We start from the raw sequence: 11891 nt of genomic DNA on the forward strand, positions 1-11891 counted from the left end.
ATTTCCGTCGCGATCCGGAACGAACGTTGTGACTCCTGCCACGCGACAGCGGAAGTTGCTCGTACGCGTAGTCACCGATACCGCAGGTCAACGACTTTCGACTGTCGCGTTCGCCTGCCGAACACCGTCAAGGGATCGGTGAACACCGGATTACATCTGTTGACGCTCCGGATCGCCCGGTATTCACTGATCGTGCGCATCCACCGGGATCCCCGGCCCGCGACGAGACCCCGAGCTCCTCGCCCTCCGCGCTGCGGGCTCGCCCGCGTTCTTCCGATCCAGCGCGAACCACCGTTCTGCACGGGTCCGCATTCCACTGATCACCGCCGTCGTCGTCCGGCGGCGTCGACCCGTGCGAATTCCGCTGTCAACGAAAGGAATCGACATGACCGCCGTCCTGGAGCCGACCCTGTCCTATTCGTCGTCCATCCCCCGCGCGCACGTGCACCGCGCCGCAATCTGCGAGGTCTTCCTCACCGACATCATCTGTGAGAGCTACCCACAATTCCGTCTCGGCGTGCAACTGCCCAGAGTCCACAGCTACTACAGCGATCACAATATCGTTGTACGACAGTATGATCCGCTGCTTCTGCTCGAAACGTTCCGGCAGGCGTCCATCCTGATCTCGCATCGGCACGTCGACGCTCCGCTCGACGCCAAGTTCGTGTTCAACGCCGGAGCGCTCGAGGTCGTCGACCTCGACGCCGTGAGAGTGGGCCCCGCACCCGCCGCGGGGGTTCTGGACGCCACGATCACCGCCGAGAAGAGGCGGGGCGCCGACATCGTCGGAATAACCCTCGCGATGACACTCGCGCTGGACGGGTCTGCCGCGGCCACCATGAGCATGACCATCCAGTGGATGCCCGGCGACGCGTGGGACCGCCTCCGGCAGAGGGGTCGAGCACCGCTGCAGCTCGATCCCGCCCGTCCGCATCCGTTGCACGAGCGGGTCGAGCCTCGGGAGGTGGCTCGACATTCGTTCGACAACGTGGTGCTGAGCCGGATCGGGGTCGACGGCGACACCGTGCGCAGCCAGGTGCTGGTCGATCAGGCCCACCCCGGCCTGTTCGATCACCCGCTCGACCACGTGCCGGGCGCCCTGATCTTCGAGGCGATGCGTCAGACCGCCCTCGTCGCCGCGCACGAATTGTTCGGCCTGTCCCCGCGAATGCTCGTGCTCGTGGGGTGCGACGCCGTCTTCGAGAGCTTCGGTGAGCTGGAGTTGCCGACGGATTGCGCGGCCGTCGCCGAGGCGGAAATCTGCTCCCGCCAGGTCGTCCTGTCCGTCACCCTGGCGCAGGAGGGCCGGCAGATCGCACACGGCCGGGTCACCCTGCAGCGAGTGAGCGCCTCGACTGCCGCTCTCGATCGGATCGTCCGATGACGACGCGGGACGACGCCATGGTCTGGTTCGACTTCGGTGGTGTGCTCTCGCCCCCGCTCGCCGACCTCTTCACGGCGTACGAAACGAAGACGGGCATCTCACCCGCAGCCCTGCAGGCGGCGATGCAGGCCGTCGGCGACGACCTCGGGGCACCTCCTCTCGCCCCGATCGAACTGGCCCAGATCACCGAGCGCGAGTGGGGTGCGAGGCTGAGGGAGCACCTCACCGCCGCCGACCCCGGCCTGGACCTCACCCGGGCGCGGCTCGAGACGTTCGGCGAGCAGTGGTTCGACGGGATCACCGTCAACACGGCGATGGCCGCGGCGCTGCGCGGACTGAAGGCTCACGGTCTGCGCGTCGGGGTCCTGTCGAACAACGTGGTCGAGTGGGAGCGATTCTGGAGACCGATCATCGAACCCGCCGGCCCGCTCGATGCTCTCGTCGACTCGTGCCTGGTCGGCGCGCGCAAGCCGGACCCCCAGATCTTCGCGATCGCGGAGAAGACGGCGGGCGTCGACGCCGGTCAGTGCATCCTGATCGACGACCTCGAGCAGAACGTGCGCGCGGCACGCGAGAGCGGTTGGCGTGCCGTCCATTTCCGCACCAATGCCCAGGCGTCGAGTGAACTGTCCCGGCTGACCGGCGTCGCCGCCGCCCTGTGAATCCCACCAACAGAAGGAGTACGACGTGACGACCCAGGTTTCGACACTCGCTCCACCCGGAGGCCGACGCGGTGTCGCGGTGTCCATCGACGACATTCCCCACCTCGACCCACCGGTCGCGTATACCCCGGTGACCGCGGAGGGGCCCACCGGACTGCCGGAGATCACCCTGCCGAGCGGGCACACCGCCCTGCACGTCACACGATATGACGACGTCCTGAAGGTGCTGACGGATCCGTCCTTCGGCCGGAAGGACACCAACGTCGAAGGGGGGCCGAGTTTTCAGCCCACCACGATGCCCCCGGACCTTCTGCTGAATCTGGACACCCCGGATCACGCGCGGATGAAGAGTTTCGTCAACGCCGACTACAGTCCCGCCGGCGTCGAGAAGCTGAAGGGGTCGGTCCGCCGCATCCTCGACCGCCGGTTCGCGTTGCTGCGCAGTGAGGAACACCCCGACCTGTTCGCCACGGTGCTCGACCGCCTGCCGGTCGAGGTGAATGCCGGCTTCCTCGGGATCCCCGAGTCGGACATCGACTACTTCCGCACGTCGTCGCGGGTGGTGCAGTTGTCGCACGACACCGACATTCCCGGGCTGCTGGAGAACTTCTGGCTCGTCTACCACTACGTGACCGATCTCGTGCACGGGACGCGGCCCGTCGAACCGGGCGGACTGATCGACCGTTTCCTGGCGGCGCGGGACGAGGCGGAACCGCCGCTGAGCGACGACGAACTCGTCGCGATCCTGCTCGGCTCCGTCCTCGGCGCCGACCAGAACGTGCTGTCCGTGCTCGCGAAGGCCGTGTACGTGCTGTTGCAGGCGCCTGCGCTATGGACTCTGCTGGTGGAGGAGCCGGCCGCTGCGCCGCAGTTGGTCGAGGAACTGTTGCGGGTGCTTCCGCTGGGAAACATTTCGACGTTTCCCCGGATCGCCACCCGTGAAGTTCGGCTGCGGGACTCCGTGATCCCCGTGGGCGCCCTCGTCTACGCCGACGCGTTCGCCGCGAACCGGGACCCCGACACGTTCCCCCACCCGGAACTCGTCGACCCGTTCCGGGACGGGAAACGCCATCTGCAATTCGGGTACGGCATGCATCACTGCATGGGCGCGTCGCTGGCCCGGATGGAGATCACCACGACACTGGTCCGGCTGGCGGAGGAGTTCCCGACTCTCGCCCTCGCAACCGAACCGGCTGCGGTGCCGTGGGATTCGGGAGTGCTCCTCCGGCGTCCGACATCGCTTCCCGTCCGCTGGTAGGCGCTTCGCGCCCGTGCGCGGTTAACGAGTCCCTGCACTCGTCAACCGCGCACGGGCGGCGGAGCCGCCGAACGTCTCCGCGAGCCGGGTGACGAGTTCGCCGCCGTCTCCCAACTCCCCCGACCAGGCCACTTCACCGTCCGGTCGCACGAGCACGGTGGTGGCCCCGAGGTTCCGCGCCCGAATCACCCGCACCCGTTCGCCCCAGAAGGGTTCGACGAGTGCGCGGACGGACTCCGATGCGTCCCCGCACAGCAGGAGGCCCCGGTTCCCCGCCGCGACGTGCAACCGGATCAGGTCGGTGATTCCGGTGTCCGTCTCGATCACGGTGTTCGCGGCGAAGTCGCCGCGCGCCGCGTCCTGGAGAGCGCTGGGCGCCGGTTGACTCTGCGCACTGATCGCCGAACCCAGCGCCCGGTTGCGGTCGCGGTCCTCCAGCAGCACACCGAGTTCGTGTCGCAGGCGGTCACCGTCGACACCGATTCGCATACGTTCACGCTGATCCGCGACGTTGGCGATCACCCCGGCGGCACACGCGTGCCGCTCCCGCGAGTACACGTCCAGCACCGATGGGTCGGCCTGTCCCCGCGCGACGAGGGCGAGGCGCCAGCCGAGGCCGATCGCGTCGCCGATACCGAGGTTCAGACCCTGCCCGCCGAGCGGAAAGTGCACGTGCGCAGCGTCACCGACGAGAAGGACCCGGCCGAGCCGGTAGTCGTCGACCAGCCGCGAGTAGTCGCTGAACCGGGACAACGACCGCGCGTTGCGGAACGGAACGGGACGGCCCGCGAATCTGTCGACCGTCACCTGCAGTTCCTCCGCAGTGAGGGGCCGGCGATGATCCTCGTGCGGACCACCGAGATCGAACGTGATGATGCGACTGAAGCCGGCGTGATCGACGTTGAGGACGGTCCAGCCCCGTGCGGTGCGCACCCACCCCCTGGGGGCGTTCGCGGGGTCGTCGAGGACGGCGAGGCCCAGGAGCGCGGCGGCGGTCGGGGCAGTCTCCGTCGCCGTGAAGCCCACACTTCGCCGCACGACGCTGCGGGCGCCGTCCGCGCCGACCACCCAGTCGGCCGTCACCACTCGGGTGTGTCCCTCGTGGGTGAAGGTCACCGTCGCCCCGCCGTCGTCCTGGTGGACGTCCGTGACCACCGCGGCCTTCAGCAGCGGGGTACCGAGGCGGATCAGCCGTGCGGTGAAGAGCCTTTCGAGATCGCTCTGCCCGATACCGGCGATGGCCGGTCCCTCGCCGGGTGGTGCCGTGATCTCCAGGCCCCAGACCCCGGCGTAGTGAAAGGTGGTCGACGCGGCTCCGGCGTCGACGTCCGGCGCCGCGAAATGCCCTCGACGAGTGAGCAGCTGAATACTCCGCGCGTGGATCGTCCCCGCCTTCGGAACGTCCGTGGTGTGCGGAGCCGCCTCCAGGACGAGGACGTCGATTCCGCTGCGCGCCAGCTCGAGTGCCGTCAGCGATCCCACCGGGCCGCCGCCGACCACCACGACCTGATAGTGCTGTCGCAGGTCGTCCGCCTCCGTCACCGCGCGCCCGTCCCGCGTCGCAGCAGCACCGCGATGACACCCGACAATCCGGCGACGACACCCGCCAGAACGACCAGCGTCGTGTGGAACGCACTGTTGTAGGCGTCGATCACGAGCGGCGCCACCTGATCCCGGACGTCCGGCCCGGCCGCCGCCAGGGCCTGCTCGAGGTCACCGCTCGCGGCCCTGCCGACGACGTCCGCCGCATTGCCCACGCCGTCGACGCCGGCCAGCGCTTCCTCGCCCCTGCGGGTCACGAGACCGGTGAGCAGCGCCGCGTACACCGCGACCGCGATGGCCTCGCTGCCCAGTCGCATCGTGTTCACCACTCCCGCAGCCATACCCGCCTTCTCCTCGGGGACGAGGGCGAGCGCCTGACCGTCGACGAGACCGGCGGACAGTCCCATTCCACAGCCCGCGAGGAGCAGCGGCACCGCGATGACCGCGACCACCGTGTCGGGGCCCGCCAACAGAAGTCCCAGGTCACCGGCGATCAACGCTCCCAGGCTGATCCAGATGACCACGAGCGGGTTCACCCCGGCGCCGACCGCGCGGCCTGCGGCGAGCGGTCCCACCACGACCGGAATCGTGAGGAGCACGATCACCAGGCCCGCCTTCGCCGAAGACTGGCCGGCCACGAACTGGAGAAAGGTCGGGAAGTAGGTGAGCAACGTGACGAAGCCGAACGATGCCGCCACCGGAACGAGGCACAGGGCCATGAACCGTGCGTGCGTGAGCAGTTCGAGGTCCAGCAGCGGAGCCGGACGTCGCGATTCGACGCGGGCGAACGCGACCAGCAGCGCGACCGCGAGGACGAAGGACGCCACGACCGCCGGGCTCCCCCAGCCCCAGGGTTCGCCCTGGACGATGCCGACCATTGCCGCGAGCAGACCCAGAACCAGGAGGACGGTGCCGAGGAGGTCGAACTTCGCGGCCGCGTCGCCCGCCGGCCGTCCCAGTCCGATCACCGGGGTCGCCGCGAGCACCACGAGCAGCACTGCGGCCTGGACCGCGAAGATGGGTCGCCAGCCGGCCGTGTCGACGAGGAGCCCGGACAGCGTCGGTCCGAGCGCCACACCGATGCCCGCGGTCGTCCCGAACAGGGCGAACGCGCGCAATCGGGCGGGCCCGTCGAAGGCGGAGGACAGGATCGCCGCGCCGCACGAGAAAATGGCGGCGCCACCGAGACCGGCGACGCCGCGGGCGACGTCGAGGACCACGATGTTCGGGGCCAGTGCGCTGGCGACGCTCCCGACCGCGAATGTGGCGGCTCCGGCGGCGAACAGGCGGCCACGGCCGAAACGGTCCGACAGGGACCCCCAGACCAGGGTGAAGCACGCGAACGACAGGTTGAACGCGTTCACCACCCACTGTTGACCCGATGCGCCGCCACCGATGTCGGAGGAGATGGCGGGCAGCGCCACCGCGGTTCCGGAGATCGACATCGGGACGACGAGAACGGCCAGCAGTACGGCGGCGAGAGTGAGGTTCCCGCGTCGCGGGTCGGACGGTGTTGCTTCGGGTGGTGACGTCGGTGTCGTGGCTTCCGACGTGGTCAGCTCCGAGGTCATGTCGATCCTTCCTGAAGAGTGCGGCCCCCGTGCACCAGAGGTTCGATATAATACGAACCATGCACCAGAGTTAGGTTCTATGCAAGACGAACCTTCACTCTGGTGGTCGACGACCCGAACCTGGAGGTGTGCCGTGCCCGACGCCGAGGGACATCCCGCGGTCGACGAGATCGAATTGGTCTCCGTCCTGGCCGCACTCGCCGATCCCCTGCGACTGGAGGTCGTGCAGAAGCTCATGGTGGAGGCGGACGGGGCGGAACGTCACTGCACGTCGTTCGGGCTGCCGGTGTCCAAATCGACCCGCAGCCACCACTTCAAGGTCCTGCGCGAGGCCGGGCTGATCACACAGGTCGATCGCGGCAATTCGCGGATGGCTCAGCTGCGCAGATCCGACATCGAATCCCGCTTCCCCGGACTCCTGGACGCCGTCGCGACCGCACCGGCCTGAACGCCGTTGCGGCGACCGTCTCGCCGAGCACCCGCCTCACCGCCATGGGATGATCGGGCGCCATGAGGGGGGCAGTACGAGTGGAACAACGGGGCAGCGGCGACGGCTGGATTCTGGTCGAAATCCTGGGAGACGCACCGACGGTGATCGCCGAGGGCATCAAGCAGCGGCAGTGCCGGCCGCTCGGCAACGTCTACCGCGGCAGAATGCTGACGCTGGTGGCGGGCGCCATCGACACGGTGAAGTCGTCGGGACAGCCGGTGCAGGTGACTCTCGGCGAGACGGTCGGCGATATCGATTTCGTCGTGGCGAAACCGGTACTCGGTCCGGGTGGGGACGTCCTCGCCGTGCAGATCTTCACCGGTCGTGCGGACAGTCCGGTGCCACCGCCGCACCGGGCAGCGGGATGGGAATGGAACCTGTCCGTATCGGCGGGTCCGCGACGCACTCGATGGACCCGTGAGTTCCGGAATCTGTACGGGGTCGCGGACACCCGGCCGGAACACGGCTATTTCGGTCTCGCCGACCTGTACCGGAGGGTGCCGCGGATCTCCGACATCGCGGTGCTGATGGAACGCGTCGACAACGCGCGGGACGGCGAATTCCTGTCCGGCGAACTCATCGCCCGCCACGACGACGGAATGCTACGCCTCGTCCGGTTCGTGCGCCGCGCCGTCGAGACACCCGAAGGGGTGGTGCTGCGGGGCGTCGATCACGACGTCACACACAAGACCGACGTCGGCGAACTGGCGATCCGGGTGATGGATTCGGACATCGCGTCGACCGTGCACGCGGTCGCGGGGGTTCATGCGGCACTGGTCGATTCACAGCACGGATACGCCATCAAATGGATCACGGCACCGCTGGCGGGTCTGTCCGCGGCGGCGGAAGGCGGGCAGATCGGACTGCTGCACGACGAAGACCTCGCCGACGTGCGGCAACGGATCACGGCGCGCCTTCCCGGTGTCGCCCGCGTCGCCCTGTCCGACGGGTCCTGGTCCCGGCACACGGTGCGCACGTTTCCCGTCCCCGGCTACGGTTCCACACCCGTGGTGATGATGACGTTCTCAGGCGCCTGTCCCGAACAGCATGCCCAGCAGGTAGGTGGCGGCGGCTGCGCCGTACCCGATTGCCAGCTGGCGTAACGCGCGCTTGACCGGGGGTCCACCCGACAGCAACCCCACCACCAGACCGGTCCCGAGCAGCGCGACGCCGACCAGCGCGGCCGCGACCACGAGCGCGGCGGTGCCTTCCATGCCGAAGAGGTACGGCAGCACGGGGATCACCGCACCGGACGCGAAGAAGCAGAAACTCGCGGCAGCCGCACCGAGCCCGGTGCCGATGGCCTCGTGCTCGTCGACGGTTTCCGTACCCGAAACGGGCTCGGGCTGAACGGCTCTCCGCAGCACGTCGGCCGCGCGTTTCTCGGCGTCCTGCGCGGGCATTCCCCGCGCGCGGTACACCAGTGCGAGTTCGTTCGCGTCGACGTCGAGGAGCGGCACCGCCTCACGGGCGCCCGGCCCCGGTGCCGAAGCCTCGAGCAGTTCACGCTGCGACCGCACGGACACGTACTCACCCGCGCCCATCGACAACGCGCCCGCGAGCAGACCGGCGAGGCCGGTCAGCAGGACGATGTGATTGTCGACGCCGCTACCGCTGATGCCGAGGACGAGGGCGAGGTTGCTGACCAGACCGTCGTTGGCACCGAACACTGCGGCACGAAACGTGCCGGACAGCCGATTTCGCCCGCGCGCCGCCAGCGCCCGCACCACCTCTTCGTGGATTCGCTCGTCCGCACCCATGGCGTCGGTGGCGTCGACGTCCGTCGGGTACGGGGACCGGGTCTCCGCGCGCTGCGCGAGGGCCAGCACGAACACCGATCCGAACCGCCGGGCCAGCACACCGAGGATGCGCGTGCGGACGTCACCGCGCACGGGCTTGCCGACGTGTTCGCCGAGCAGCTCGCGCCAGTGCGCCTCGTGCCGTCCCTCGGCGTCGGCGAGCGCCAGCAGAATCTCGCGTTCCTCACCGGTCCGACGTTTCGCGAGGTCGCGGTAGACGGCCGCCTCGGCGCGTTCGTCGGCGAGGTAGCGACGCCATTTCCGGACTTCTCGCGGACCGGGATCCGGTCGTGCACCAACCATCGTCAGCCTCCCGATCGTCGAGGGAGAAGCGTACCGACGAGCCCCTCCCCACCGCGGCGGTTCCAGTTCAGTCCTCGGCGGCGAGCGCCTTCCCGAGTGAGTCCTCCGGTTCGGAGACCACCACAGGATCGCGCCCGGACAGCAGGTCGAGGACGGCCTTCGGCCGGGCCAGCGATTCGCGCACCGTGTTCCTCGCCATCGTGATCGGGCGGCATTCACATCCGGCGTTGACTCCGGCGACGTCGATCCCGGCACCGCGACACAGCGCGACCGCGCGGGGGACGTGGAAACCCTGAGTGACGATCAGCGCCTTGGTCACTCCGTACGTCTGGACGGCCCGCGCGCACGTGTCGTAGGTGTCGAGCCCGTACCGATCTCCGACGATCTTGCTGCGGTCGATGCCCTTCTCCACCAGGTAGTCCGTCATCGCCGCGATCTCGTCGCCGGATCTGCCTGCACCGTCGCCCGAGACGAGGACCGCCCGCGCACGGCCGTCCTGCACGAGACGGACGGCGACGTCGAGGCGTCCGGCCAGGTACTCCCGGGGTTTGCCGTCGCGCACCTGCGCACCGAGGACGATGACGACCGGCGCTTCGGGTGCGTCGTCGACGTCGTAGACGTGGCCGGAGGCCTCGCGCGATATCCACACCGTCGAGGCCGCCACGACGAGGACCGCGAGCGCACCGAGGCCCGCTCCGATGCCGACCAGTCGGCGGACGATCCGTCTTTCCCCCATGCCGCCATCAAACCACAGCGTCAGGCGACGGCCAGTTCTTCCCCGGCGCGCCGCTCACGCAGTCCGGACACCAGGCACAGACCCAGCCCGAACAGCACCCAGCAGGTCAGCACGAGCACCGCCGCACCGGCTCCGTGTCCGTCGAAGAACGCCGTCGACCGCACCACGGTGCCCGCCGCGCCGGGTGGCAACAGCTGACCGAATGCGCCCCACCCCGAAGGGAGCCACGCCGCGGAGGTCGCCAGGCCGGACAGCGGATTGGCGAAGAAGATCATAGTCACCGCGCCGAGCGCGAACCCCGCTGTGCCCAGCACCGATTCGAGCCCGAGAACGGTCAGCGAGATGGCGGCGATGCCGAGAACGACGGCGCCGGTGGTCGTCCAGTAGTTGCCGTCGACGCTTCCGAGGCCGAACTGCAGAATTGCCGTCAACACCACCCCGGCGCTCACGGCGAACAGCACCGCCCCGGCCACCCGCCGACCGACACTGCGCGGAAACAGCCGCACGAGCGCGAGCGCGGGGATCATGCCGCCGAAGACCAGGGGAAGCGCCAAGGCACCGAGACCGACGCCGGCGGGGTCGCCGGCCGTCAGCGGAACAACATCCTCGACCGGAACGGTCTGTCCCGCAGTCTTGCTCATGCCCGCCGCGATACCGTTCATCGTCTGCGCGATGGGCGCCCCGCCGGCGCCCGCCGACAGGACCTTCATGCCGTCCGATGTCGCGACGATTCCGCCGACCATCTCGCGGTGTTCGATCGCCGTCCGGACCGCATCGGCGTCGGGAAAGCGCTCGGTGACGAACGCGCCCGGGTGTGCTGCGTCGAGCGCGGAGTCGATCCGGGTGACGGCCGCGTCGGGTCCGGCGACGCCCAGCCGGAGGTCGTGCGGGCCGCTGTTGACGGCGGGCAACGCGAACGCCAGCAGCATCAGCGCGATCACCGCGGTGAGTCCCAGCACCACAGCGGCCAATTTCACGGGATCGGACGGACCGTGCGCCGACCGCGCGGTCGGCTTCGTGCGCGGCGCAAGTGTCCCGATATCCGAAGTGCTCATCGGACTCCCCTTCCACTAAGTGGAGGAAATTCCTCCGTTACTTGTGGAGAATATTCCTCCGGTTATGCTGGGTTGTCAACGGAAGAGGTGGAATCGTGCGGGCAGACGCGCTGGAACGACGCAACACGCTGATCAAGGCTGCCCGCGCGGTGTTCGCCGACCGCGGGCACGACGCACCGCTCGACGCCATCGCCGCGAAGGCCGGTGTCGGGATCGCCACCCTCTACCGGAATTTTCCGAGCCGGGACGAGCTCGCCCACGCCGTTGCCCGGACGACGCTCGCCGAAGTCCGCGAACTTGCCGTCCGGGGACTGGACGAATGCACGGACGACCCGGAGGGAGCGTGGCGGCGGTTCGTCGACGCCGTGGTCGAACTGCGCATGGGAGCATTGGTTCCCGCGCTGGTCAACAGCCTCGACGAGCTACCACGCGACGTCCGCGAGTCGAGGGAGCTCACGAAGTCGACGGTCACCGACTTCATTCGCCGGCTCCAGGACGTCGGGCTGGTCCGCGAGGACGTCGTGCCGCTCGAGATCATCATGGGGATCGCCATGCTCACCCGGCCCCACGTGCTGATGTTCGACGACACGACGGCCAATCTCGTTCCGCGGCTGATCACGGTGTTCCTCGCCGGGTTGCGCCCGGACGGGGCTCCGCTGCCGCCGCCGATCCTCCCGGAGACCGCTGTACTGTGACGAGAATGCAGCCAGGGGGGCCTCTGCCACAGCCATGGAATCACCCGCGTGCGGGTGACGATCAGCCGCCGCTGAACGGCTGGGACGTGGCGGTGTCGGCGGCCGCGCTCGTCGTCGCGGTCGCCGTCGCCAGCATCTCCGCAGTCGCGGGGCTGTTCTGGCTGCTGTTCCTGGACTACTGCCCGCCCGAGACGTGCAGCGCCGAGAACGCCTGGATCGCGGTGTGCGTGGCGCTCGCAGTCGCCGCACTCGTGACCGTGATCGGCGGCGCGGTCACCATCGCACGCATCGCCCGGCGCACGATCGCGTGGCCGGTGGCGTGCGGAACCCTGATCCTCTGCGCGGGCGCGTGCGCGATCGGATTCGCCGGTTACGTCTCCGCGACGGGGATCTGAG

12 protein-coding genes are annotated in these 11891 nt (G+C 69.0%); 7 read left to right on the plus strand and 5 right to left on the minus strand.

Annotation, left to right across the window (positions count from 1 at the left end; genetic code table 11):
* The first annotated feature begins 385 nt into the window (after positions 1–385).
* From AZG88_RS18705 to AZG88_RS18715, 3 genes are read left to right on the plus strand one after another with little or no spacing between them, the layout of a single operon-like run.
* On the plus strand, positions 386–1384 hold the full coding sequence (locus AZG88_RS18705; RefSeq protein WP_061698524.1) for a ScbA/BarX family gamma-butyrolactone biosynthesis protein: 999 nt from the start codon (positions 386–388) through the stop codon (positions 1382–1384).
* A complete protein-coding gene (locus AZG88_RS18710; RefSeq protein WP_005251278.1) occupies positions 1381–2046 on the plus strand; it encodes an HAD family hydrolase in 666 nt (221 codons plus the stop codon). Before AZG88_RS18705 ends, AZG88_RS18710 begins: the two co-directional genes overlap by 4 nt.
* A 25-nt stretch (positions 2047–2071) precedes the next feature.
* On the plus strand, positions 2072–3304 hold the full coding sequence (locus AZG88_RS18715; protein ID WP_061698525.1) for a cytochrome P450: 1233 nt from the start codon (positions 2072–2074) through the stop codon (positions 3302–3304).
* A gap of 21 nt (positions 3305–3325) precedes the next feature.
* Here the strand turns inward: AZG88_RS18715 and AZG88_RS18720 are convergent, their stop codons facing one another.
* Complete coding sequence (locus AZG88_RS18720) at positions 3326–4846, minus strand: FAD-dependent oxidoreductase (protein WP_061698526.1); 1521 nt, start codon at positions 4844–4846, stop codon at positions 3326–3328.
* On the minus strand, positions 4843–6417 hold the full coding sequence (locus AZG88_RS18725) for an MFS transporter (protein ID WP_061698527.1): 1575 nt from the start codon (positions 6415–6417) through the stop codon (positions 4843–4845). Before AZG88_RS18725 ends, AZG88_RS18720 begins: the two co-directional genes overlap by 4 nt.
* 133 nt (positions 6418–6550) lie before the next feature.
* On the opposite strand from AZG88_RS18725, the gene AZG88_RS18730 reads away from it, so the two are divergent.
* Both AZG88_RS18730 and AZG88_RS18735 read left to right on the plus strand, forming a co-directional pair.
* Positions 6551–6865 carry an ArsR/SmtB family transcription factor gene (locus AZG88_RS18730; RefSeq protein WP_025433236.1) on the plus strand — a complete coding sequence of 105 codons (315 nt, stop codon included), beginning with the start codon at positions 6551–6553 and terminating at the stop codon, positions 6863–6865.
* Between the two features lie 62 nt (positions 6866–6927).
* Positions 6928–8010 (plus strand): GAF domain-containing protein, encoded by a 1083-nt coding sequence (locus tag AZG88_RS18735; RefSeq protein ID WP_231914083.1) that lies wholly within the window; start codon positions 6928–6930, stop codon positions 8008–8010.
* On the opposite strand, the gene AZG88_RS18740 is transcribed toward AZG88_RS18735, so the two are convergent.
* From AZG88_RS18740 to AZG88_RS18750, 3 genes are all read right to left on the minus strand, one after another.
* Positions 7933–9009 carry a VIT1/CCC1 transporter family protein gene (locus tag AZG88_RS18740; protein WP_025433237.1) on the minus strand — a complete coding sequence of 359 codons (1077 nt, stop codon included), beginning with the start codon at positions 9007–9009 and terminating at the stop codon, positions 7933–7935. The two genes, AZG88_RS18735 and AZG88_RS18740, sit on opposite strands and share 78 nt — an antisense overlap.
* A 67-nt stretch (positions 9010–9076) precedes the next feature.
* On the minus strand, positions 9077–9745 hold the full coding sequence (locus AZG88_RS18745; protein ID WP_061698529.1) for a SanA/YdcF family protein: 669 nt from the start codon (positions 9743–9745) through the stop codon (positions 9077–9079).
* Between the two features lie 20 nt (positions 9746–9765).
* Positions 9766–10800, minus strand: coding sequence for an ABC transporter permease (locus AZG88_RS18750; RefSeq protein ID WP_061698530.1), 1035 nt, complete (start codon positions 10798–10800; stop codon positions 9766–9768).
* A gap of 95 nt (positions 10801–10895) precedes the next feature.
* On the opposite strand from AZG88_RS18750, the gene AZG88_RS18755 reads away from it, so the two are divergent.
* Entirely contained in the window at positions 10896–11495 is a 600-nt protein-coding gene (locus tag AZG88_RS18755; protein ID WP_061698531.1) for a TetR/AcrR family transcriptional regulator, read from the plus strand.
* Between the two features lie 5 nt (positions 11496–11500).
* Positions 11501–11890 carry a hypothetical protein gene (locus tag AZG88_RS18760; protein ID WP_231914084.1) on the plus strand — a complete coding sequence of 130 codons (390 nt, stop codon included), beginning with the start codon at positions 11501–11503 and terminating at the stop codon, positions 11888–11890.
* Position 11891: the final 1 nt, after the last annotated feature.

This window comes from Rhodococcus sp. LB1, assembly GCF_001583455.1.
GTDB classification, from domain to species: domain Bacteria; phylum Actinomycetota; class Actinomycetes; order Mycobacteriales; family Mycobacteriaceae; genus Rhodococcus_F; species Rhodococcus_F opacus.

Coding starts and splice junctions, on each gene's coding strand:
- AZG88_RS18705 (WP_061698524.1), top strand. CDS start 386: ATGACCGCCGTCCTGGAGCCGACCCTGTCCTATTCGTCGTCCATCCCC.
- AZG88_RS18710 (WP_005251278.1), top strand. CDS start 1,381: ATGACGACGCGGGACGACGCCATGGTCTGGTTCGACTTCGGTGGTGTG.
- AZG88_RS18725 (WP_061698527.1), bottom strand. CDS start 6,417: ATGACCTCGGAGCTGACCACGTCGGAAGCCACGACACCGACGTCACCA.
- AZG88_RS18735 (WP_231914083.1), top strand. CDS start 6,928: ATGAGGGGGGCAGTACGAGTGGAACAACGGGGCAGCGGCGACGGCTGG.
- AZG88_RS18740 (WP_025433237.1), bottom strand. CDS start 9,009: ATGGTTGGTGCACGACCGGATCCCGGTCCGCGAGAAGTCCGGAAATGG.
- AZG88_RS18745 (WP_061698529.1), bottom strand. CDS start 9,745: ATGGGGGAAAGACGGATCGTCCGCCGACTGGTCGGCATCGGAGCGGGC.
- AZG88_RS18750 (WP_061698530.1), bottom strand. CDS start 10,800: ATGAGCACTTCGGATATCGGGACACTTGCGCCGCGCACGAAGCCGACC.
- AZG88_RS18760 (WP_231914084.1), top strand. CDS start 11,501: ATGCAGCCAGGGGGGCCTCTGCCACAGCCATGGAATCACCCGCGTGCG.